At 64.7% G+C, this 22,928-nt stretch carries 17 protein-coding genes and 1 pseudogene; 9 read left to right on the forward strand and 9 right to left on the reverse strand.

Going from position 1 to position 22,928, the window contains the following annotated elements:
- Nucleotides 1–92: 92 nt before the first annotated feature.
- The 5 genes from AMA02S_RS40830 to AMA02S_RS43665 form a co-directional block, all read right to left on the reverse strand.
- Nucleotides 93–3,137 carry an AAA domain-containing protein gene (locus AMA02S_RS40830; protein WP_157430948.1) on the reverse strand — a complete coding sequence of 1,015 codons (3,045 nt, stop codon included), beginning with the start codon at nucleotides 3,135–3,137 and terminating at the stop codon, nucleotides 93–95.
- 418 nt (nucleotides 3,138–3,555) lie between these two features.
- Nucleotides 3,556–3,771: a helix-turn-helix transcriptional regulator gene (locus tag AMA02S_RS32160; RefSeq protein WP_067466008.1), complete on the reverse strand. Its 216-nt coding sequence runs from the start codon at nucleotides 3,769–3,771 to the stop codon at nucleotides 3,556–3,558.
- The gene (locus tag AMA02S_RS32165) at nucleotides 3,768–4,175 is read right to left on the reverse strand and encodes a hypothetical protein (protein ID WP_067466011.1); all 408 of its coding nucleotides are present in this window, start codon (nucleotides 4,173–4,175) and stop codon (nucleotides 3,768–3,770) included. Before AMA02S_RS32165 ends, AMA02S_RS32160 begins: the two co-directional genes overlap by 4 nt.
- Nucleotides 4,176–4,277: 102 nt before the next feature.
- Complete coding sequence (locus AMA02S_RS43660; RefSeq protein ID WP_218005190.1) at nucleotides 4,278–4,784, reverse strand: IS630 family transposase; 507 nt, start codon at nucleotides 4,782–4,784, stop codon at nucleotides 4,278–4,280.
- Nucleotides 4,744–5,325 carry a helix-turn-helix domain-containing protein gene (locus AMA02S_RS43665; RefSeq protein ID WP_218005191.1) on the reverse strand — a complete coding sequence of 194 codons (582 nt, stop codon included), beginning with the start codon at nucleotides 5,323–5,325 and terminating at the stop codon, nucleotides 4,744–4,746. The genes AMA02S_RS43660 and AMA02S_RS43665 overlap by 41 nt, the downstream gene beginning before the upstream one ends.
- A 490-nt stretch (nucleotides 5,326–5,815) precedes the next feature.
- On the opposite strand from AMA02S_RS43665, the gene AMA02S_RS32175 reads away from it, so the two are divergent.
- Nucleotides 5,816–6,097 carry a transposase gene (locus AMA02S_RS32175; RefSeq protein WP_084265826.1) on the forward strand — a complete coding sequence of 94 codons (282 nt, stop codon included), beginning with the start codon at nucleotides 5,816–5,818 and terminating at the stop codon, nucleotides 6,095–6,097.
- Nucleotides 6,098–6,116: 19 nt separating this feature from the next.
- On the opposite strand, the gene AMA02S_RS32180 is transcribed toward AMA02S_RS32175, so the two are convergent.
- A complete protein-coding gene (locus tag AMA02S_RS32180) occupies nucleotides 6,117–6,593 on the reverse strand; it encodes an IS3 family transposase (RefSeq protein WP_067466014.1) in 477 nt (158 codons plus the stop codon).
- Nucleotides 6,590–6,889: a transposase gene (locus tag AMA02S_RS32185; RefSeq protein ID WP_067466017.1), complete on the reverse strand. Its 300-nt coding sequence runs from the start codon at nucleotides 6,887–6,889 to the stop codon at nucleotides 6,590–6,592. Before AMA02S_RS32185 ends, AMA02S_RS32180 begins: the two co-directional genes overlap by 4 nt.
- Nucleotides 6,890–8,421: 1,532 nt before the next feature.
- Between AMA02S_RS32185 and AMA02S_RS32195 the strand changes: the two genes are divergently transcribed.
- The gene (locus AMA02S_RS32195; protein WP_067466023.1) at nucleotides 8,422–9,621 is read left to right on the forward strand and encodes a VWA domain-containing protein; all 1,200 of its coding nucleotides are present in this window, start codon (nucleotides 8,422–8,424) and stop codon (nucleotides 9,619–9,621) included.
- 2,284 nt (nucleotides 9,622–11,905) lie between these two features.
- The gene (locus AMA02S_RS40835) at nucleotides 11,906–12,838 is read left to right on the forward strand and encodes a ParA family protein (protein WP_084265828.1); all 933 of its coding nucleotides are present in this window, start codon (nucleotides 11,906–11,908) and stop codon (nucleotides 12,836–12,838) included.
- A gap of 556 nt (nucleotides 12,839–13,394) precedes the next feature.
- Here AMA02S_RS40835 and AMA02S_RS32200 read toward each other — a convergent pair.
- Nucleotides 13,395–13,871 carry a type III PLP-dependent enzyme domain-containing protein gene (locus AMA02S_RS32200; protein ID WP_084265829.1) on the reverse strand — a complete coding sequence of 159 codons (477 nt, stop codon included), beginning with the start codon at nucleotides 13,869–13,871 and terminating at the stop codon, nucleotides 13,395–13,397.
- Between the two features lie 34 nt (nucleotides 13,872–13,905).
- Between AMA02S_RS32200 and AMA02S_RS32205 the strand changes: the two genes are divergently transcribed.
- Together AMA02S_RS32205 and AMA02S_RS42310 are read left to right on the forward strand one after the other, a co-directional pair.
- Nucleotides 13,906–14,886, forward strand: coding sequence for a reverse transcriptase domain-containing protein (locus AMA02S_RS32205; RefSeq protein ID WP_067466026.1), 981 nt, complete (start codon nucleotides 13,906–13,908; stop codon nucleotides 14,884–14,886).
- A gap of 106 nt (nucleotides 14,887–14,992) precedes the next feature.
- Nucleotides 14,993–15,807: pseudogene (locus AMA02S_RS42310) on the forward strand (transposase); the annotation flags it as partial.
- A 249-nt stretch (nucleotides 15,808–16,056) separates the two neighbouring features.
- Here AMA02S_RS42310 and AMA02S_RS32220 read toward each other — a convergent pair.
- Nucleotides 16,057–16,770: a hypothetical protein gene (locus AMA02S_RS32220; RefSeq protein WP_157430950.1), complete on the reverse strand. Its 714-nt coding sequence runs from the start codon at nucleotides 16,768–16,770 to the stop codon at nucleotides 16,057–16,059.
- Between the two features lie 541 nt (nucleotides 16,771–17,311).
- Here AMA02S_RS32220 and AMA02S_RS32225 point away from each other — a divergent pair.
- From AMA02S_RS32225 to AMA02S_RS32240, 4 genes are all read left to right on the forward strand, one after another.
- Complete coding sequence (locus AMA02S_RS32225) at nucleotides 17,312–18,307, forward strand: LuxR C-terminal-related transcriptional regulator (protein ID WP_067466037.1); 996 nt, start codon at nucleotides 17,312–17,314, stop codon at nucleotides 18,305–18,307.
- Between the two features lie 22 nt (nucleotides 18,308–18,329).
- Nucleotides 18,330–20,126 carry a S9 family peptidase gene (locus AMA02S_RS32230; protein WP_169806929.1) on the forward strand — a complete coding sequence of 599 codons (1,797 nt, stop codon included), beginning with the start codon at nucleotides 18,330–18,332 and terminating at the stop codon, nucleotides 20,124–20,126.
- A gap of 11 nt (nucleotides 20,127–20,137) precedes the next feature.
- Entirely contained in the window at nucleotides 20,138–21,418 is a 1,281-nt protein-coding gene (locus AMA02S_RS32235; protein WP_067466043.1) for an MFS transporter, read from the forward strand.
- A 369-nt stretch (nucleotides 21,419–21,787) separates the two neighbouring features.
- Entirely contained in the window at nucleotides 21,788–22,729 is a 942-nt protein-coding gene (locus AMA02S_RS32240) for a helix-turn-helix transcriptional regulator (protein WP_169806930.1), read from the forward strand.
- Nucleotides 22,730–22,928: the final 199 nt, after the last annotated feature.

Genomic DNA, 22,928 nt, shown 5'->3' on the forward strand with positions numbered 1-22,928 from the left:
GTACCCACGCCCCTCCCCTCGGGCGGAGGCGCACCGGCTACTGCCCTGTGGCCGATCGGCAAGCCTCGTTGAAAGGGGTTCGCCAGCGCGTGTCACGGGCCTTCGGGAAGCCAACGGCTCAGGCTGGTCCTCGGTACGCTCGCAGCGACGTGCCAGAGATGGTGCTTGGGGTCCCATCTCGCCTGCACCAGACGCTTGGCCTCGTCTTTCTCCTCGTATGGAACGCGCAGGTAGAGGCGGCCGTCGACCACGTCGCCGGGGGAGATCCCATCTGCCGGTGCTGTCTTCGCGGATTGATGGGGCGTCGAGGGCCAGGAGCGGGCGGGCCGGTCCATGCGGGCGCGGTCGACGATGCGCCGCACGCGTTCGCAGGACGTCGGGTCGGTAATCCGCATCATCAGATCGGTCGAGCCGCCATGGGCCAGCAGGTTCAGGGAGCCGTGCCAGAGGACGGTGTCGTCGACGATCAGGACTTTCTCGTGCATGCGCTCGCGGGCCTCGATCAGGCAGCCGGCCGATCGCAGTGTCGCGACGAGGTCGGCCTCCTTCGTGCCGGGTTCGTGCTGCCGCGTGTGCACGGTCACACGCGCGCCGGCGGCGATGCGCGGTTCGAGACGCCGGAGCCAGTACCTCACCGGGTTCGCGGAGAGGAAGGCGCAGTAGATGTCGATGCTGCGACGGGCGCGCGCGATGTCCCATTCGACGCCGCGGGAGACCTCGTCAGCGGGGAAGAACGCGGGCCGCGCCAGTTCTTCGGGGTCCAGGCCGCTCAGGTCGGCTGCGTTGCGCACCGGGACGAGTTCCTCGACCGGGAGCCGCTGGGCGTGCTTCTCGAAGTACCCGAGCATTCGGGCGGCCTCGCTTGCGGGGCTGAGCCTGCGGTGCATGAACTCGGTGTTGGCGACCAGGACGAGATGGTCCTGTGCGCGGCTCAGCGCGACGTTCAGCAACCGGCAGGTGGCCGAGGACAGCCCGACACCTTCGTAGAAGTAGCCGAGCCGGTCGCCGGCTCCCGCGACGGTATCGATCACCACGAGCGGGCGCTGGCTTCCCTGGAAGCGGTGGACGGTGTCCACCACACCGTCGTAGGTCTCGCCGAAGCGGTGGGTCAAGCTCGTGTTCAGCGCCTTCTTCTGGTTCTTGTAAGGGCAGATGACGGCGAGCCGGTCGGCCGGTCCTTCCCCTTCAGCGTGCACGGTGTGCTTGCGGGCGGACAGGACCGTGTCGTACTGCAAGCCCCGGATCAGCTCGTGGATCACGGCTTCATGGACGGCGTTGGTGGTGTGGGCGTTCCTCCTTCCCCGGTCAGGGACCCGGCTGGAGGTGTCGATGAGCACCAGCGGGCCCTCGATCAGGGGTGAGGGCGGCAGCCGCGTCCCCTCCTGCCGGCCGGTCAGCAGCGGCGCGTCCGGGTAGGCGACTTCGTTCACCACCGTGCAGATCGCCCGGCGCATGCGGTACTGCTCGTTGAGCGCGACCATCCTGGAGTCGCCGACGCGGGCGCCGCCCTGCGGATCGACGAGCCCGGCGGCGTGGAACGCATCCCGGTCCATCCAAAGTCGCGAGTGCTCGGTGTCCTGGGCCGGTGCCTTGCGGTTGTTCGAACCGCGTGTGACGGCGGGCAACTGCCGGAAGTCACCGGCCAGCACGACCCGCTTGCGGGTGAGGCTTGCCGTGTACCAGGCGGACGGCAGGTTCACCATCCCCGCCTCGTCGATAACCAAGACATCGACTTCGTCCAGCAGCCGGCGGGTCTGAACTGCCTTGGACACCGTCGTGCCCAGCACCCGACAGCGGCTCCGCACCGTGTCCGCGATCTTCTGGCGTTCCTTTTGCAGGTCGTCGAGTCGCTGCTGAAGCAGGCCGGCGTCCTCCCGCAGCCGCTCCACCGGAGCCAGCCCCTGTACTCGGGCCAGGATGCTGGGCAAGGCCGAGTCGATGGCGGCCAGTTCGGTTTCGCAACGCTGATGGTCCGCCCGAGCGGCTCCGAGTCGCTGCGAGCAGGCCTCCCACGTATGGCGATGGTGATACAGCTCGTTGTCGAGGGCATCCAGCTTCGCCTGCTTGCGTTGGGCGAACAGCCCCGAAGGGCTTCCGATCTGGGCCATCAGCTCCTGGACCCGCGCGATCTGCCCGGCGGCAGCGTTCACTCCCGCCTCGGCATCGAGGACGGATTGGCCGGTGGCCGCCAGCCGCCGCCCGAGCTCATGGCGCTCGGTGGTGGTGCGCGCCGCCTCCTCGTGGCGGGCGATGCCCCCGCGTACCGCGGTGAGTTCCATCGTGACCCGCGTGATCTCGGCGTCCAGCTCGGCGGCCAGCCTGTCGGCGATGCGGCTCCGGTCGATCTGCTCCCCGTACTTCTCGGCGAGCGACGCTACGGCGATGTCCCCGGCGCGCTGAACCAATCCCGAGTCGAACTCGGGTTCCCGGGCCAGAAGGTCGCACACCCGCAGCAGCGCCTGGTCGACCGCGACGTGCGTGGGCGCCAGAAAGAGCACGCGCAGGCCCTGCCGGTAGCAGCCCTCGACGATGCTCGCGACCACTTCGGTCTTCCCGGTGCCCGGCGGTCCCCAAACGAAGGTCAGCTCGCTGCCGAGCGCCTGTTCCACGGCGCGTCGCTGCCGAGTGTTCAGCTGGCGGTTCCGATACCCCGGGACGAATCGTTCCGTGTCGGCGCACCGGCTGATCTTCGGCTTGCCCTGACCGACCAGCCACCCCGAGGCGGTGAGATTCATCGTCGATGCGCCGGCACCCAACTGCTCCAGCCGTTCGGTCAGCGCCACGAGGCCCGCGGTGTCGTCCTCGACCAGTTGCGCGTTCGTCGGCGCGGTACCCAGGTCAGCCTCGGTGGTCACCCGGATCCTCCCGTCCGGTGACCGTGCTGCTTCGGCGCGTTCCCACGGGCCACGGGACCGAGACGTCCGGATCAGCAGGTCCTTGCCGCCGAAGGCTTCCTTCCACCCCTTGCAGGAGAACAGGTACTCCCGCTCGGCGCCGGACTGCTGGACGAGTCGACCGTCACGCAGCGACACCTTTTCGGCATTCGTCATGTCGTCGTGCAGGATCGCCGCGATCTCCAACTGCACCGCACGGTGCAAATGAGCTATGGGGTACGGCCCGGCTTGCTTCTCCGCCATCGATTCCTTCCCGAACGCCGTAGAACGTGACGAGCGCGACCGAACCGCGCTTCGTTTATGGGCCTCGGAGAGGGGCCGCCTGCCCGACCGTGCCCCGCTGTCGCCGCGGCCCGCGGAACGTCATCGGCCTGCGCGAGCCAGCGCTGCCGTGCTTGCGCATGTGCGTCTCCGGGCGATCGGTAATGGTCAGACCGATATCCGAGAAAGAGGCCAACTGTAGCCGTACATGAGCCTTTGCTCGGTGTCGAACGGTTTGAAGTGTGCCAGAAGTGGGGCTGCATGCCGACACCCCTTGACCGTGCGTTCGCTCCAAACCGACAGGGCGATCACCGAATGACCGCGGACGAACCTCCCATGGTGGCAGCTACTCAAGGCGACGAGCATCTCAAATGCGCCTAGGCGTCACACAATTCATGACTTATTGATCAAAAACGCTTTGGGTCCATTCGTAGAGGAAGAGCTCTTCGATCCTCAGGTCGAAGAGCTTGGCGAGACGGAAGGCGACGGGAAGACTCGGGTCGAACTTCCCTGTCTCGATGGCGTTGATCGTCTGCCTGGACACGCCCGTACGCTTAGCCAGGTCCGCCTGCGTCCACCCCCGTTCGGCGCGAAGGCCGGTGATGCGGTTCTTCATCGGTATCGGATCTTGCCGACGACGAAGGCGACCATAAAGACGACTCCCATGAGCGCAGGGAGGACGGCGATATCGACGTCGCGGGTGACGAGGCTGGCGGCGTCCGCAACGACATAGGCGAATCCGAGGACCCATCCCACGCCGAGGGTGACCGCCAGCGCATCCTGCGTGATCTTCCGTTGCAGCTCATCGAGCGCGCGGAGAAAACGCGTGAAGGCGACGATCCAGCCGATGCCGACGGCGAGATTGACGGCAACGGCGGCCCAGCTCGCCACCCGCTGTGGTGGATCCCATAGGAGTTGCGGGCCGAACTTGGCCAGGGCAAGGGTCGCCGCCCAGGCGAGTGTCCATAGCACGAGCCGAGCGCTCGCCTTGATCTCGTTATGCGTTTGCACGGGTGCCATCCCCCGGTGTGGTGTCAAGTACACTTGACACGCTACGAGGCGCCGCGCTCGATGTCAAGTGTGCTTGACATCGAGCGCCGTCTGATCAGAAGCGTCTTGGGTTCACTCGTCGAGGGCGTAGCGGACGTGCTGGGCTTTGAAGTAGCCGGTGATGACGTGGGGTTGGCGTTGTCGGCGGTGGAAGAACCTTCGGGTTTCGGCGGCGAGTTCGGCCTGGTTCCTGGCCTGGTGAGTGTGGGGCAGGCTACGTTTGAGGTCGGAGTTGACCAGCTCGTCCGGGTTCAGTTCGGGTGAGTACGAAGGCAGGAAGTGCAGCTCGATCTCGTCCTTGTGGTCGGCGAGCCAGGCCCGGACGGTCTTGGAGCGGTGGGCCGAGTGCCGGTCGACGATCAGGTGGACCTTCCGGTGGAAGTGCCCGACGAGCCGGGCGAGGAACCGGCACATGACCTTCGCGTCGAACGACCCGGTGAAGACCATGAAGTGCATCCGGCCGCGGGTGCTGATCGCCGACATCGCGTTCACGGAGAACCGGTTCCCGGTGCGACGGACGACCGGAGTCTTTCCTTGCTCACCCCAGGTGCGGCCGGTGACCTGGTCCGAGCAAACCACGACCTGGTCGGCGAACAGGGACTTCGGCGTTCTCCGCCTTCGCTCGGGCCCGGATCGCTGGCCAGGTCTCCTCGCGCCACACGCGGACCGCCTCCGGATCCTGCTCGACCGCCCGCTTGTCCGGACGCTGGAAGGTCAGCCCCCACCGCTTGAGGTACTTGCCCACCCCGGGCTCGGTGAACCGGACCCCGTACAGCTTGAAGATCAGCTCGCCTATCAGCCCCCGCGTCCACAGCTGACCGGAAAGCCCCAGCCCGGAGGGGGTGTGATCGAGGACGGCCTGCCGCACAGCGGCCTGTTCGGCCTCCGACAGCGCCTGGTGTTCCCCCGCGCGGCGGCCTCGCGGGCGGGACAGCAGTGCGTCCCGGCCGCCGATCTGCCACTTCGCCCACCAGTTGTCCACGGCTTTGAGCGACACCTTGAACAGGGCGGCGACATCTACCCGGTCCCGGCCTTCCACCAGTGCGGACACCGCCAGTAACCGCACAGCCTCCTGCGCATCCGGCGACCAGGTCCGCGCATCACCCACCAGCTCACTCACGCACTGCCAACGAACCTGAACCCAAAGCGTTTCGGATCAATAAATGCGGACCCTTGGTACCAGCATGCGCGACCACCGAGCCTTAACGGTCTCGGACACCATCGCCAGCTGAATTACCGGCGTCGACACGACTTTCGGTACCTGTCGGAGTTCAAGGTTGGAGCGCACTGATCTGCCGATGTGCGAAAGGCTTGGCACGAGCTGCGCGAGCGATCCGATCGGGTTGGTCTATCAGAGTCGACAATTTGGGATTGCAGCCAGAGGGAAGGTGCTCGCGTGGTGCTAATTGTCCTGCGGTTCCTGAGCCTGGAAATGAGATAGCGGTTATTTGATGCTGTCGAAGCACAGAGTCGCGAGTGTTATCGAGATCGAGGTCAATGGGCGGCAATGCGGTAGTCGCGAACCCAGGATTAAGAGCGTTTCTCATGTGGGTTGTGGATGGCCTGCGGGATAATGCGGGATTGTGTCGTCAGATCTTGCGTGACGGCTGGTGCCGGATGAGTTGTGGGAACTGGTGGAGCCGCTTGTGCCGGGGTTCGCGCCTCGGCGGCAGGGTGGCGGGACGGCCGGGGTGGACGATCGAGCGGTGTTCACCGCGATCGTGTACGTGCTGACCAGCGGGTGCGCCTGGCGGCATCTGCCGGGCGAGTTCGGAGTGAGCGTGCCGACCGCGCACCGCCGGTTCACCGCCTGGACCAAAGCGGGGCTATGGCCCCGGCTGCACCATGCCGTCCTGGACGAACTCGGTGCCCGCGGGCAGGTCTTGAAGTGATCGGCCATCGCCCAACCGACTACCATTTTCGAATGGCAGTCGATGACCGTTGCCAGGTAAAGAAAGCCATCCCAGGGGGGATGTAGGTGATGTCGCCGACCAGCTTCATACCGGGCCGGTCGGCGGTGAAGTCCCGGCAGACCAGGTCGGGGATCGCGTTGGGCTCACCCACCTGGGTGGTGACCGGCCGCCACGACCGCGGCTGCACCGGCTGAAGGCCCAGCTCCCGCATCAGCTGCCGCACCAGCTCCGGCGAGACCTCCTCGCCCGAGCGAGCCAGCACCGCGTGAATCCGCCGATACCCATAAGTCTCGTGATTGGCCGCGAACACCGCCTCGATCACCGGCTTGAGGCGTTCACGACGTTCGGCAGTCGCCGACATCGGACGGGTGCGCCACTCGTAAAACCCGGACCGCGACACCCGCAGCCAGATGCACATGTCGACGATCGCGTGGGTGGCCTTCTCCGCGTCGATGAGCTCGTACTTGGCGCTCACCGGTGATCCCTCGCGAAGAAGGCCGCGGCTTTTTTCAAGAAGTCGTTCTCTTCGCGGAGTCTGCGGTTCTCCCGCTCGAGCTCAAGTTCCCGCGCGCTCATCTTCTCGCCGCCGGAGTCTCCGGTCGCCGCGCCACCACCGTGCCGTCTGCGGTAGTCCTTGACCCAGTTGCCGAGCGTGGTGTCGTGAATCCCAACCTCACGGGCCACATGGGCGATGGGGCGTGGGCCATCCAGGACCATGCGGACGATCTCGTCCTTGTGCTCCTGGGTGAAATACCGCCTCTGTCGTGCCAACGACCTTCCTTCCAGTTCTCCCAACCCTAGTTGGGGACCTGTCCGGAAGGCCCGGGGCACCTCAGCCTGCACCGCTCTGGTGATCATAGTCACGAACCTGCAGATCTCCACGGTTTGAGAACAGACCCGTCAGACATCTGAGCCTGTTCCCGCGGCCCCCAGACCAGTCATTCCCAAGCAACCGAACGACTCGCCGCCCAGACGCGGGCGCCCGCCTCCCGCGGCCGGTCCCCACCCTCGCGGCACACGAACAACGTCGGAAGCCTCCCGCAACCACCGACCATGCCGGCCCACAGGCCCACCCTCACGATCCCCTCCAACGCCACGATCCACCCGATCAACACGACCGAGCGGGATGCCATCAAACGCTTCGGGCCATCTCATGAGCGGCCCCTAACGGCGGGACTGGCCCGGTCCGGACGAGAGGGAACCCAGGAGCGTCGGCGGACGACTGTGAATCTAGTTCGTGAAGCTCGGCCTGAAAAGGCCGATCGCCGACCGCATCGCCGATCTCGGCACCCCGCTCGACGCTCCACCCACTGAACGTCGGGCCGAATCGAGTCCGTCGTCCGCGACCTGGTCGCACTCATCCCCCTGGACGCCTATGTCACGGTCATCGCGTCGGGAGATGGTCCCCATCCCCTACAGGTTCCCTAGCCTCAGGACGTGGTTCTCAGGCATTCGCAGGGAAGGGCCTTGGGTATGGCTTTCGTCCATCCTTACCTTCCTAGGCGTGGTCTTCCTGGTCCTTCGTACGATCGGGAGGCCCGGGGGTTCTGGGTGTGGCTTTGACTGGTCTGCCGAGGAAGGGGCTCAGATTGATTGGCCGCCCAGAGCCCCGCGACGACCAGACCGCTTATTGGGCTCCGCGAAGCATCGCTGTGTAAGGACACGTCGGCGCGGTCGTCTGCGGCAACATCCTCGAACGCGGGGTGGGGCCGGACGGAACAGGTCGCATGCCTGGCTCGCAGAGCCGGGTGCGGATGCTGGCGACCCGCGAAGCGGGACGTCCTTGAAGACATAGGAAGTTCCGATCAGGAGGGTTGGCGTTCAGGTCGAGTCCGGCAGATGGGCTTTATCGCGGGGCCGTAGACGGCAGGGTTGCCGGTCGTGGTCCGAGCCACCCGCGCGGTGATCCCTGAGAAGCTTCCGAGCCTTCGAGCTCTGGATAGGACTGGGGCCCGCGCGGGTCGCTGCGATCACGAAAACGGCTCCATCGGAAGTGAAGGCCGCAGGGCATTGTGATAAGGGTGCCTCGCATTCCCGGCCAGCCCGCTACCTGCACTGAGAGGTCACCTGGTGATCAAAAGGGGGCATGCAGGAGTCACGTGGATGTAGTGCGACCCCGATCGATGATTACAACACCACTCGACCACGGCGGTGGGGAGCCCGGTCGACTACGTACGAATCGGCGCTGCAAAGGCATCGACACTGCCGCTGTCGGCGGGAGTGGGCAGGTAGACGAATGTGGCGTTCTGGGGGGCGGGCAGACCGTAGTGTTCGGTGTCTGACGTCCGAGATGGAGGCGGTCGATGCTGCGCAAGGGCGAGAACGCCACGCTGGACGGCGGTCGTATCAGGGTCGCTGTGACCGCTGCGGGGACGGCGATCGATGTGTCAGCGGTGCTGCTGCGCGATGACCGGCGGGTGCGGTCTGACGATGATCTGGTCTTCTTCAACAATCCTGCGCAGGATGGCGTGTGGCTGGACGGCGCCGGGGTCATGGTCGACCTGGACGTGGTTCCCGATGACGTTTCGACCATCGCGATTATCGCCAGCGTGGATGGGCCCGGAACGTTCGATGGCCTCTCGGTGCGCGCCGATGTGCGGGGTGGGCGCGGATTCATGGCTCCAGCGGCGGCGGCGGGGGAGACGGTAGTGGACATCGTGGAGGTATACCGGCGCGCGGGGGCGTGGAAGATCCGCGCAGTGGGGCAAGGGTGGGAGACTGGGCTCGCTGGCCTGGCCACCGATTTCGGTGTGGACGTGACCGATGAGCGGCCCGTCGAGGTCGCTCTGCCCGAGGTCGACTTGCGGAAGCGGATCTCGTTGCGCAAGGAGGCCGTCCGCGTCTCGCTGGAGAAAAGGGGCATCAGCGGGGTACGGGCACGGGTGGCCGTCGCACTGGACGCCTCCGGTTCGATGCGCAGGCTGTACAAGGAGGGCGTGGTCGCCGAGATCGTGGAGCGGATGGCGGCGATCGCGCTGCAGGTGGACGACGACGGCGCGCTGGATGCGTGGATCTTCGCGACGGAGTTCGCGCGGCTGCCGCCGCTGCGGGTCGCCGAGATCGAGGCGTGGACGCGGGACAATGTCCGCATGCACGAGGCCGTCGCCTTCGATGGGAGCCGGGTCAACATCGGCGGCCGCAACAACGAACCCCAGGTGATCCAGGACATCCTCGCGTACTACGAGGCCAAGCCGGGCGAACCGGTTCTCGTGCTGTTCTTCTCCGACGGCGGCGTGGCCAAGGACGCGCAGATCGCCCGCCTGCTGCGTGAGGCGTCGAACCGGCCGATCTTCTGGCAGTTCATCGGTTTGGGCCACGGGCGGTACGGCATCCTGGAGAGACTCGACACCCTTGGCGGACGGCTCATCGACAATGCTGGGTTCTTCGCCGTGGACGATATCGCCGAAATCAGCGACGGCGAACTCTACGAGCGCATCCTCTCCGAGTTCCCCACCTGGCTTGAAGCGGCGAGAGGTCACGGGATACCTCTGGGCTCGAACTGAAGAAGGCAGGGTTCCGTAACTTGGAGCATGGGCTCGATTGGCGAGTCGCCGAGTCCAGGCATGGTTCGCGGACCTGGCTATCTGGGTGTCTGTCCGGCTGCCGGAATCGTGGTCGCGCTGAAAAGCCTTTGCCGATGGCGCGTAGGCGCCAGGACGGGCCGCGGGGGTACCTCGGCCAGGAACATGGTGCTTTGGGCGGTGGTGGTGCGGAGGGTGGCTGCCTGTGCCAGCGGGCGACGCTTGTGCACGCCAGTTCCTTCATGACTCGGGAGGGGGCGGTCAGTACACCGCTATTTGGGTCACCGGGTGTCTGTCCGACGCGGGCAAGCACCCGTAAACGGCTCGACCGGCGGGAGCCGCGACGCGGCCTTGGCGGAGGACCTACGATCCACCGCTAAGACCGGGCCGATCCACTGGCCGAACGCAGCATTCGCCAAACGCGTCGACGCCGAGCGGCGTTCTTCCGCTACATCAGCTCCGATGCCCTGAACGTTGGCTGGTCATCGTCAGCAAGCCAGGCCATCGATGAACTGTTGCAGAGCCATGGCCGGCAGAACAGTTCTCAATGGGATGACGAGGAATCTCGTGCGGTCGAGGCGTTGAAGATCGCACTCAGTCAGGGCATCACCGGCGACACCGCCGAGCACGAGAACAGGCCCTGGACACGCGGATACACACTCGGTCACGCAAGAGATTGTGAGTGGCTGGTCGAGATCTACACCGACGCTATTCTAGACGGCCACCGCTGGGATCTTCGAGGAAGCCTCGCTGGCGCTGAACGCATCATGGTCGGAGCCCCCCTGTGGGTTAGGACCGCGAGCCCAAACTCGATTGTCAGGTATGCGGAGATGCGTCGGCGCGCCTCCGAACCGCCAACGAGAAGATGGTGGAGAAGGCCGGGCTGAACAGCTACCAAGGCTTCACAGCCTCGACCGCCACACCAACTACGTCTTTACAGCCGACATGTATCCGGCACCTGACATCCCGGCTGCTGATGATGAGCCTGCGAGCCGTAGCCGACGCACCATGCGGTCCCACCGATCAACTCCCATAACTGCAGCATCGCGATTAACCGAGGTCCTGATCACATCGTCGGTGCACCAAGAGCGTTGGACGTTCAGATGGCGGGCCGCACCGAGTTCACGTTCGACGAGGGGTAGCCGTCCTCGGCGGGGTGTCAGGCTTGCCACGGTCGGGGTTTCAGTTTGGGTGCGCTCTCGGTCCTGGACCGCTCGAATCGATAGGCGGAAGATATTCGAGCGGTGTACATCCGCTTGAGGCCGCTTCGGACCCGAAAACGAGAGGGCCTCTGACCGTGTTTCTGCAGGTAAGAGGCTCAGAGGTGGGCAGGGGCGGGGTCGAACCGCCGACCTTCCGCTTTTCAGTGAACGACTCTCAACGGGGCGCGCACCCCCGTTTACCTTGGGAGACTCCTTACGCAGGTGATCTCGAACCACTGACTTCGGCACGTATTGGGCACGATCAAGCTCTCAGAGGCTCCCCGACGAGATCGACTCGCCCCCATCCAAAGTTTCCGTGCCCCTGCTCTGAACGGCGCTCCCTGAGCCCCTCCAGAGCTTGGTCTCGTCGAGTTGGGGGCCGTACGCTCTCGCTGTTCCCACCGACCCCCATGAGCCGTCGCGCAATCCACAGAATCCACAAAACCCCTCCAGGGCAGGGCAGGGCAGCGTGCCCTCGAACGAGGGGCCGGGCCGCGCAATGCCATAGAAATCCGCATAATTCGCTGAACTGCAACGATGCATGTTCGTTGCGCCAGCGGTGGGGTGTTGTGCGGCACTGTCCAGCACGCCGTACCCGACGAGGGCGCGGGGCCCTGACCAGTAGTGGCAACCGCGCCGTCCCTCAATCCGCCAGGTTCTGCGGATTGCGCGGATTGCGCGGCGAAAGATCCTCGGGGAGCTCGGGGAGCTCGGGGAGCCGACTCATGCCAGAGTGGGCTCAAGCGAGATTCACGGAGAAACAGGGGGTGTCCGGTAGCGTGGATCTGACCTGGCGAAACCTAGGGTCGTGATCTCACGGTGGGGGAGCCGTCAGGGTCTCCCTGGCGCCGTGGTCCATGGGTGCGACCTTGGTCTGTCTTCGGCGCACCTAGCGTGCGCGCGGCTTGATGGGTTGGTCGCGGGCCGCCCGCGTTCACGCGATCAAGTGTCATCATGGGGGGGCTACATGATGAGCTGGGGTCATCGGACAGAACCGGCCGTAGCAAGCGCTTAGTCTGGGCTGCTCTGATGTACATCAGCTTCTCAATTGATTTGGAGGGGAAATGAGTATCGTTTCAGTGATTAATTACAAAGGCGGTGTTGGCAAGACCACATTGACCGCTAACCTCGGCGCGGAGTTGGCGTTTCGTGGCCATAAGGTTCTACTGCTAGATCTCGACCCACAGGCCAGTCTAACCTTTTCATTCGTCCAACCAGAACTTTGGCAGCGCCGACTCGCCCCCAGCAAGACAATCAAAAAGTGGTATGACTCTTTTGGCGGCCACGAGTCATTGGATCTGGCCTCAATAATAATCGAACCCTCGCAAACCTCCTCGGCATTGAGGAATTCAAATGGAGGGCTAAAGTTGATCCCGTCAGATCTAGGTCTCATCAATGTGGATCTAGAGCTTGCTACGGAATTGGGTGGTGCCAACCTTAGGCAGGCTAAGCTCAACTATCTCAAGGTCCATCGTCGTCTGGTTAATGAGCTTAGCAAGCCAGCTTTTGTGGACTTTGATGTCATCCTAATTGACTGCCCGCCCAATTTCAACATAGTCACAAAGACTGCGATAGTCGCCAGCGACTCTATTTTGATACCAGCAAAGGCCGACTATCTATCCACACTTGGAATCTCTTATCTACAACGCAGTCTAGAAGAGCTTGTCACTGACTACAATGAGTACGCAGCCCTGGATTCCGGTGCATCCTCCGAAAGCCCTATTGATCCACATATACTCGGAGTAGTGTTCTCCATGGTACAATTCTATGGGGGGCAGCCAATCTCAAGCCAACGCCCCTACATCAATCAAACAAAGCAATTGGGTATATCCGTATTCGATAACTACCTGCGGGAAAATAAGACGCTCTTTGCTGACCCGCCACAGGAAGGAGTTCCTTTGGTGCTGAACAACCTTAGTGACCGCCACCCGCAGCGAAATATCATACGTGAGATCGAAAATTTGGTGTCCGAATTTGAGACTAGGTTGGGAATTTGAGCTATGCAGGAGGCAGAGAAAACCGCAAATGTCCTTCGGAAGGTGTCGAACTTCTTGAGGACTCTCACGAACGAACAGATTGATGATCTAATTTCTGGCCGCGTTAAGCTTGCGCTGACTGCAAGTCCGGAAAGAAGGTCGTCGAAGAGGCAGAGCCTGTCAGCGTCAGAAATTGGCGGCGTCATTGATGAGCTGAAGGTTCAGTCTACCCTTGAGGATGCGCTTGCAATGCTAGATGATCTAGCATTGACGAGGGAGTCACTCAGGCAAGTTGCCTCAACCATGGATCTGCCGACACCAAAGACGGATACAGTAGCCAAATTGAAGAGCCGGATTGTGGATGCAACGATTGGCTATAGGCTACGATCAAATGCGATTCGCGCTAGCGATAGGACCAAAAATTAATTAGGTCAAGTGTGCAGAAAAGGTTCGCCTCCGAAGGCTTTTCGTTGGCTCTATCTGCGTCCAGCCGGGTTTGGGGCGTTGGTACGTCGCTCTGCAATATCGAAGGCCCCGGCTACCGCTCAGATAGCGGGGCCTTCGACGGGGAGCAGTGCTACGCGCCCAGGTAGGCGAACTTGGGCTTCGGGTGCATGAGGAAGTCGTGGTGCGAGATGTTCCAGGCGTAGGCGCCGGCCATGGCGAAGGCGACTAGGTCGCCGACTGCGATGCGGTCCGTGGGGACCTCGCGTGCGAAGACGTCCTTTGGTGTGCAGAGCTGGCCGACGAGCGTGACGGGCTCGTTGGCGACTGCAGGGCCGTCGCTGTTGCCGGTAAGGATGTCGAACGGCTGGTTGTGCTGCTTGGTGACCGGCGTCCGGATGTGCATGGTGCCGCCGCGTAGGACGGCGTACCACTGGCCGTGTGCCCTCTTCACGTCCAGTACTTCTGTGACGTACCACCCGGCGTAGACGCTGATGGAGCGGCCCGGTTCGATGCGCAGTGTCTCGCCCGGCTGGGCGAGGTCGGCGACCTCGGCGCCGTACTGCTTCCAGTCGAAGCGGGTGCCGGGCGTGCCGTAGTCGACCGCCATGCCGCCGCCGAGGTTGAACTCACGCGGCCATGACGTGATCGCCGAGATTCACCTGTTCGGCTCCCAGGGGTATCGCTGGGTGCTGGACGCCGACATCGAGGCGTGCTTCGACCGCATCGACCACGCGGCCCTGATGGACCGCGTCCGGATGCGGGTGAAGGACAAGCGGGTGCTGGCGTTGGTGAAGGCGTTCCTGAAAGCCGGGATCATGACCGAGCTCGGCGAACGGAACCAGACCAGCTCCGGAACACCGCAAGGAGGCGTGCTCTCGCCCCTGCTGGCCAATATCGCGTTGTCGGTGCTCGACGACTTTGCCGCCGAGCACTGGGAGACGGCGATGGCGACCCGGTGGGATCGCGAACGACGACGACAGCACGGACTGGGGACCTGGCGGCTGGTCCGCTACGCCGACGACTTCGTCGTCATGGTCCACGGCACCCGCGGACACGTCGAACAGCTTCGCGGGCAGGTGAGTGAGGTCCTGGCACCGATGGGCTTGGCCCTGTCACTGGTCAAGACCAGAATCGTTCACCTTGCGGACGGGTTCGACTTCCTCGGTTTTCGCATCGTGCGCAGGCGCAAACGAGGAACGGACAAGTGGCACGTCTATACCTTCATCGCCGACAAGCCGGTCGCATCTTTGAAGCGGAAGATCAAGGCACTGACCCAGAGGTTGTCGCATCTCGACTACAAGATCGCGCTGATCCAGATCAACCGGGTCCTGCGCGGCTGGGCCAACTACTTCAAACACGCGGTTGCCAAGCACACCCTGCAACGCCTGCACACCTTCGTCTGGTGGCGGGTGATCCGCTGGGTAATGCACCGGCACCGCATGACGTGGACGGCCGTCCGACGATGGCTCCGAGATCCGAACGGGCACTGGAAACCCATCGAACTGGACGGGATCACCCTGTTCGACCTCGGCCGAGTACCGATCACCCGGTACCGCTACCGAGGCAACAGCATCCTCAGCCCTTGGCCAGAGGCTCTGGACGGGCCGATCCCAACGGCATGACCTCGTGGAGAGCCCGGTGCGGTGAAAGTCGCACGCCGGGTTCGGCGGGCGGGTCGGGGAAACCCACCGGGAGCAATCCCGGCAGGGCGCCCCGGCCCGACCCAACAACCTCTGTGACAAGACCCTCGCCGAGATCCGCTCCCACAGCTCCTGCTGGGCCACGGTCAACCCGGCCCGGCCTGCCGGTACCCGGGAGCAGACCACCCGGGAACGCTGGCAACAGATCCACGACTTGCTGGACAAGGGCGTCGGCCTGCTGGAATGCGCACGCCGCCTCGATCTGTCCCTGAACACCGTCAAGCGCTACGCCCGCACCCGCGAGCCCGAGGCCCTGCGCCGCGCTCCGCGCTACCGGCCCACCCTGGTCGATCCCTACCGTGATCACCTGCGGGAGCGGCGCGCCGCCGATCCGGCCGTCCCGGTTCTCCAGCTGTTCCGCGAGATCAAGGAACTCGGTTACACCGGTAGCCTCAACCTGCTCTACCGCTACATCACCCAGGGTCGAGCCGAGGGCGACCGGCCCGTCATCACCCCACGCCGTCTTACCCGGCTCCTGCTCACCCGCCCCGAAAACCTGTGGGAGACCGACACCCGGCTACTGCAGGAACTCACGGCTGCTTGCCCCGAACTGGCCGAGCTCGCCCGCCTGGTCCGCGGCTTCGCCGAACTCCTCACCCGCTCGAGGGCAACGACGCCAAACTCACCGCCTGGATCACCGACGCCCGAACCGCTGACCTGCCCCACCTGCACGGCTTCGCCAACGGCCTCGAACTCGACCGCGACGCGGTGAACGCCGGCCTCACCCTGCCGCACCACAACGGCCGAACCGAAGGCGTCAACACCCGAACCAAGAGAATCATGCGGCAAATGCACGGCAGAGCCGGGTTCGACCTGCTTCGCCACCGCATCCTTCTGCGGTAACGGTCACGCAGCGCCACCACCGATTACGGGACAGAGCCGAAACCACCGTACAGTCCCTGGAGGAGAAGGTGCGCCTGCTGCTCGCCGCCGTTGACCTGCAGTGAAGAAGTCAAAACCAGGTCATACAGCCGAGGGTCATGGGAGCCTGCGGATTTCAGGTAGCGATCTTCGCATCGATCGAACTGGGGCGATGTGGTGCGGGGAAGGATGACCTCCCCGCACCACACCGGCTGCCCCGTGAGGGATGCGTCAGTTCAGTGCGGCGAAGGCGCGAAGTTTGTCGGCTGCCTGGTGGGCGGACAGCAGGTTGATCGGTTGGTGTGGGAGGGCTCGGGGCCCGTCGTGGTCGGTGAAGTGGGTGGGGCCGTAGGGCCAAGCGCCGGCGATGAGAGCGATGAGGTTGCTGTCAGGCCAGCGTTGGAGCGTTTGGTGGACGACGTCGGCATCCGGGCCAGGTTTCGTGAACCAGAGAACGGTAGAGGTGGTGGGCGGTCGGCGGCCATCGCTGGGCGCTGCGATGGCGTTAGCCTCGAACTCCAGTCGCTCGATGGCGGCCTCCAGGGTCTCGGCCACGTGAAGGCGCGCGGGGAACTTGGTGAGCTGGGTGTCGTTGAGGGCGTCGGACCATAGCGCGTTTAGGTCGTGCTGGGTCGCAATGATCCAGGACACCCCGATCTTGCTGGTGAGGGCCTCGGTCAGGATGGCGCGCAGGAGGCTGTCGGCGCCGGGGCCGATGAAGCCGGCGCCCTGCGGGTGGCCGAAGACGCGGGCGAGCGGTTCACTCGGCCGGTCGGGCGTGATCGAGTTCTGGAATCGGTCGGGGATACGGCGTTGGAGCAGCGTTCGTAGACGGGCGAGGGCGTGCGGGTGGGCGCGGTTGGCGCTGCGGTCGAGATTGCCGTGAGGCTGGTGCTTCGTCGTCGTGCGTTTCTTGCAGGGGCAGGTGCGGGTGAGGACGTTCAAGGGATGACCTCCCAGGTCGTGTTCGAGATGAAGCACGATGAAAGCGGAGAGATCAGGCCGCGCCTATGATCGAAACTCATGCTGGTGAGAACTGGTCACCTCTAGTGGTCGTCCCGAGGTGGCCGAGGAACGAAACGCCAGCGAGGTAGGGCCGTTGGGCGGTCGCGGGCGGGAGTGGCGACTTTCGTTCATTGAGCACTAACTGTCACTCCGAAATCAGGTCGTGTTCGCAGGTTCGACGGCTAGCACGCGGCCGGGGGGTCGCGCAGCCGTGACCTTCGCTGCCGGGGCCTTCCAAGTTCTGATGGACGATGGGGGCATCGCACTCTGGGGCCGCGGCCCCATGACCGGTCCGGGACGCGTCGGAATTTGGCTCTAGCTGTTCCCCCTCTTTCACGTCCTTGACGGCGTCCTTCAAGGTGCTGGTCCAGCGAGGCTGCTGCGAACCGCTCGGCAGGAACACGGCCTCAACGATGCGAAATGTTCCTCCTTCGTGACGCAGACACCGCTAGTCACTACTCTCTGTGCTCGGAGGTGAGTGGTGAGCCTTGAGGCGGGAGAGACAGCGACGAAGCTTCTGAAGGGCATCGTCGACGACGAGGTCCTCGCCTCCTACAAGGAACTGCTGGTGCGTGATGGCTGCCCGAACAGCGAGGCCGCCGATCTACTAGGTGGCCCGCAGATGGTCGCGACGCTCACAGAGGCTGGCATGGCCTACGTCGAGCCCGCTGGACTGGCGCTCGAACCGCGCTTCGTGGCCATCCCGCCCGACCTGGCCCTGCAGAGCAGCCTTGCCGTGCTCTCACGCAGGCTTGTCACGCGGCAGGAGCAGCTTCTGGAGGGCCACCGCCGGATGGTCGGCGCGCATCCCTTCCCCGGAGCCCTTGAGGCCGTCGAGAGCCGGTTGGTCCGGATCCTGACCGACCGGGCGGAGATTAGTGACGTCTCCCGCGCACTTCTCAGCACCGCCCGGCACCACTGGCTGACCCTCGAGAACTTCGTCATGGAACGGCCGCTGGAAGAGCTGGTCGCGATGCCGCCGTTGCCCGCCTTCGAGGGCGAGGTCAGGTGCCGCTGCATCTACCAGGCGTCCTGCGCTGAAACACCGATCGGGGCGCGCATCATCGAGATCCACATGGACGGCGGCGAAGAAGCCCGCACGGTCCCGCGGATCGGCATGAAGATGAAGCTTGCCGACGAGGCGGTGGCGTTGCTGCCGCTCATGCCCACCGGCGTTTCCGGGGCGTTGCTGGTGCGTGCGCCCCTCATCGTCGGTGCGCTACGGCAGTACTTCGAGCTGCTGTGGGAGCGGGCGGTCCCGATCGGCGCCGAGGAGGCCGAGTCGCCGCTCAGCGCCGTCCAGCGAACGATCCTGCAACTGCTCGCCCAGGACATGACGGACGAGCGCATCGCGCGCCAGATCGGGCTGAACGCCAACAGCGTGCGGCGGCACATCGCCGCCATCCGCAATGAGCTGGGTGCTGTGAACCGCCTGGCCGCCGGTGCCGCCGCCGCTCGGCGCGGCTGGATCAAGTGATGCCCACAGAGCGGAGAGACCCGTGCCCGAGTACCTCGACTTCGTACCCCGAGAACGCTTCCGCCCGGCTCTAGCCGTCAGCCCGGACGGAACGACGGTCGCGTACTCCAGCAACGCAGGCGGGACCTTCGATCTCTGGACGATCCCCATCGCAACAGGGCGACCACGCCGGTTGACGCACCTGACGAACCAGGCGGTATCGCAGATCGCCTACCCACCGGATGGCAAGAGCCTGGTGTTCACCGCTGACCAGGCAGGCAACGAGCAGTACCGCATCTACACGATCGCCGCGGCCGGCGGGGAACCCACCGAGCTCAGCTCCGGCCCCGACTGCCAGCGCGTTCTCGCCGACGACCCCTTCGACGCCGACGGACGGTACCTCGTCTACGCTGCCAACGACCGCGACGCGACCGTCCAGGACATCCTCATCCGAGACCTGTCCGACGACTCCGAACGCCGGGTCAGCCCACCCCCGGGCGTGATCTTCAGACCCGCGCGAATCTCTCCTGACGGACGATGGCTGACGGTCGCAGGAAGCTGCTCGAACACTGACGTTGCCGCATACTTGATCGACCTCGTCGACAACCGCTCAGCCCCCGAGTGCCTCACCGCCGAGCACGAACGAGGCTTCTTCGCACCCGGACCATGGAAGCCCGACTCGTCCGGCTTCTACCTGCTCACCGACCTGTGGGGCGAGTTCAACGCGGTCGGCTTGTACTCACTCCGCGACGCAGCACTGGTGCAGATCACCAGCGACGACTGGGATGTCGAGTTGATCGAAGCCGCCGGCGACACGTTGCTGTGGGCAGTGAACCGGAACGGACAATCCACCCTCCACGCACGCACCAACGGCAGCACCGTCCAACTCACACAGCTCCCTGACGGAGTCGTCGACAATCTGGCTCCCACGCCCGCTGCCGACCAGGTCGTACTACAAATCGACTCGGCCACCCGCCCCAAGGACATCGGCGTTCTCGACCCCTCGATTGGCTTCCGCTACCTCACCGACACCCGCCCGCCCACACTCCGGACGTCCGCCGCCATCGAGCCCGACATGGTGAGCTACACCGCAGGCGACGGGCGCCATGTGCACGCGTTGCTCTACCAGCCGCGCACGCCCGGACCGCACCCCCTACTGCTATCCATCCACGGTGGCCCCGAAGCGCAGGAACGTCCCCGGTACGCATATTCGGGCCTCTACCAGCACCTCCTGGCCAACGGCATCGCGATCTTCGCGCCGAACATCGCCGGCTCCACTGGCTACGGTCTCGCCCACCGAATGCTGATCTATCGAGACTGGGGCGGCGCCGACCTGGACGACCTTGACCACGCCGTCCGCTACCTACGGTCCCGGCCCGACGTCGAAGCCGAGCGAATGGCCGTGATGGGTGCCTCGTACGGAGGATTCGCCGCGCTGTCGTGCCTTTGCCGCCTCCACCACCCCTGGATGGCCGGGGCCTCGATCTGCGGCCCCACAAATCTGCTCACCCTCGCGCAGGCATGCCCACCAACCTGGAAGACCGTGGTCGCCAGCGTCCTCGGCGACCCGGACACCGACGCCGAGCACTTGCTCCGCCGCTCACCCATCACCTACTCGGACGCGATCGACACACCGCTCTTCGTCGTCCAGGGAGCCCACGATCCGCGCGTCCCGCAGGACGAGTCCGACCAGATCGTCACCCGACTCCGTGACCGTGGTGTCGATGTCCGGTACGACATCTACCCCGATGAAGGGCACGGGTTCGCCAACCGCGACAACGAGATCAAAGCGTACGGAGACGTCGCGGAGTTCGTCATCACCCACCTGCTCGGCGAGTAGGGCATCCACCAATGTCGGGCCTCCTGTCCCCACTCGTCCTGTACAAGGACGCGTCTGTCACGCCGCTGTTCATGTCCCGCGTGATCTCCAGTATCAGCGTGGGGATGGGGCACCTTGCCCTTGCCTGGGGCGTCATGAGCATGGGCTACGGCGCCCGTGAACTGTCGATCGTCCTTGCCTGCAACGCGTTCCCCGCGCTGCTCATCCTCTGGGGCGGCATCGTCGGCGACCGTTTCCGCCGCCACCATGTGCTCGTTGGCGCTGAACTGACGGGATGCCTCGCTTGGCTGGCGCTGGGAGCGTCCTTCACTATGGAACGGGCCCCGCTCCCACTGCTCTGCTCGCTGGCAGGGCTCGGCGGCGTCGCGACGGCGATCTTCCTGCCGACTGTCCGTGGAGTCATCGCCGACCTCCTCGAAGGAGACAAGCGTCCTGCGGGAAACGCCTTGATCAACCAGACCGAGTCGGTCGGCCAACTGATCGGCTTCGTGTCATCGGGAGCGGTGGTCACCCTGGTCGGCCCTGATTGGGCAGCCGGAGCACGAGGGATACTGTGCGGCATCAGCGCCGTGCTGCTCAGCCGCCTCGTGACCCAACGACCAACCCGAGCCGACGCCAGCGTTCTCCGGGACTTGCGGGAAGGCTGGCGTGAGTTCATCGGCCGTCCCTGGGTCTGGATCATGACCCTGCACTACACGGCGATCACCACGGCGCTGGTCTGCTACATGAAGATCGCCGGCCCCCTCTACACCCAGGACGGTCATGGCAGCGCGTGGGCGTGGGGCGTCATCAGCGCGGCCCAGCCCCTCGGCGCCCTAGCCGGCGCCCTCATCGGCGCCCGCTGGCGTCCGGCCCGCCTCCTCCTCGTCACGGCAACCTTGCCCGCATCGGTATCGCTCCCCATGCTGTTGATGGGCAGCGGAACATCGTGGCAACTCATCGCCCTTGCAGCAGTAGTTCCGGGCGTGCTGCAGGCCGTGTACTACGTCTTCTGGACGACCGCGCTGCAGAACCGGATCCCGCGCGCGGTACTGGTGCGTGTGAACAGCTGGAACATCATCACGAGCTACATCCTGATGCCGCTTATCGTCCTCCTGTCGGGACCCCTGGTAACCGCGTTCGGCCCACAACCGATCGTTCTAGCAGCAGCCGGATCCGCAATCACGGCAACCGTCGTCACGCTGATTGTCCTACTGTTCGCCTCCGTAGCCCGCCTCCCCACTGAAGATCCCGAGGCGCAGCACGAGCCAACTCCCTCAGCGCTCCAAACCGACAGGGCTGCCACCGGCTGACCGCGAACAACCTTCCACGAGGCCCGCTACTCAAGGCGACGAGCGTTGCGAATGCACCCGTACACGTTCAGTGATGACCATGTTCGACGCCGACATCGACCAACGCGACGTACAGTTCGCGACCCACCTACGCGGATCCTTGGTGCCAGCATGCGCGACCACCGAGCCGCAACAACTTCGATCGGTCCGGCCGAGATCGTGTCGCGCTTCTGGCCGCAGCGAGACGACATTCAGCGGATCCGGACCGTATCCGTTGCACCAGGCGCCCTTCGGTACACGTAGGCGTACGTTTGATGCTTGAACCGAGCACGCAGATCGCTACTCTCGGTAATTGTGTACGACGTAGGCGATGGTTCTATGGCATCACGGGTGCGGCGGCTTCTGGAAGGCGTAGTCCCGGGCGAACTGCTGCTCCACTACCTCTCGTTGCTTGCGAGAGGGCGTCTCTCTGTGGAGGAGGCACCTGGGCTTCTAGACGGAGCTGGGAACATCGATGCTCTCATCCGCGAAGGCATGGCCTACTGCCACGGGGATGATCACTCCATGCTGGTTGCGGCCTCGCCGGATCTTGTACTGCAGCGAGCCCTAGCCCGCATGGCCGGGCACCTCGCAGCCGAACACCAGAGGCTGCTGGACGGGCAGGAACGCCTTCGTGCCATCCAGGCCCCGACGGACGCTACGGCGGGTGGCGCGATGGACCAGTTGGTCCAGATTCTCACCGACGGGGGCAAGATCGCCGAGCTGACTCTGACGTTGGCCGGATCTGCGCAGCGTGACTGGTTGATCCTCGGCGCACGTATGGCCGCAGACGCCTCGGATGCGACGTCCACCAGTGCGAATTGCAGGGCGCTCTACGAGAGCCGTTGCGTCGCCTCGGCGGGCGAGCGCGAGAGTGTAGAAGCGGTGATCCGAGCTGGCGGCATGGTGCGGCTGGCGCCAAGGGTCGGCATGAGTATGAGGCTCGCGGATGAGGCGATCGCGCTCCTGCCGCTGTCTGAGAGGAATCCATCGGGCGCCTTGCTCATCCAGTCTTCTGTGATCGTTGGGGCGCTGAGGGAGTACTTCGAGCTTCTCTGGGAGCGCGCCACCCCATACGGGGTACCCGACGTGGAGGAAGGGCCGTTGCCGCCGATCCAGATGAAGATTCTGCGTCTCCTCGTTCAGGGGCTCTCAGACACCGTCGTCGCCGAACGGGTGGGCGTGAGCGTCACGACGGTTGGCCGCCACGTCACTGCCATCCGCGAAGCCCTTGGTGTCCAACACCGCTTTGCGCTCGGAGTCGTTGCCGTGCAGCAGGGTCTCGTCGAATAGGTGAGCGCGCTGGATGAGGGCAAGACCCTGCGAGCCGCCTCCCCGCCGAGCTCAGAGCACCATCGGTTTCCAAGCCCTGATGAGGACCTCCTCCTTCTCCTAGAGTCTCTGGCGACCCCAGTGCGCGAGCAACGGATGTAGCGGAGTCGCTGAGTCCTCATCGCCTTCGCGGAAGCCCGCACCGTGAACGTCGAGGGAC

The organism is Actinomadura macra NBRC 14102, from assembly GCF_001552215.1.
Taxonomy (GTDB): Bacteria; Actinomycetota; Actinomycetes; order Streptosporangiales; family Streptosporangiaceae; genus Spirillospora; species Spirillospora macra.

Bases quoted from the DNA above. Each gene is read 5' to 3' on its own strand.
- AMA02S_RS32200 (WP_084265829.1), bottom strand. From the start codon at position 13,871: ATGGCGGTCGACTACGGCACGCCCGGCACCCGCTTCGACTGGAAGCAG.
- AMA02S_RS32165 (WP_067466011.1), bottom strand. From the start codon at position 4,175: ATGGCACCCGTGCAAACGCATAACGAGATCAAGGCGAGCGCTCGGCTC.
- AMA02S_RS40835 (WP_084265828.1), top strand. From the start codon at position 11,906: ATGAGTATCGTTTCAGTGATTAATTACAAAGGCGGTGTTGGCAAGACC.
- AMA02S_RS32160 (WP_067466008.1), bottom strand. From the start codon at position 3,771: ATGAAGAACCGCATCACCGGCCTTCGCGCCGAACGGGGGTGGACGCAG.
- AMA02S_RS32235 (WP_067466043.1), top strand. From the start codon at position 20,138: ATGTCGGGCCTCCTGTCCCCACTCGTCCTGTACAAGGACGCGTCTGTC.
- AMA02S_RS40830 (WP_157430948.1), bottom strand. From the start codon at position 3,137: ATGGCGGAGAAGCAAGCCGGGCCGTACCCCATAGCTCATTTGCACCGT.
- AMA02S_RS32195 (WP_067466023.1), top strand. From the start codon at position 8,422: ATGCTGCGCAAGGGCGAGAACGCCACGCTGGACGGCGGTCGTATCAGG.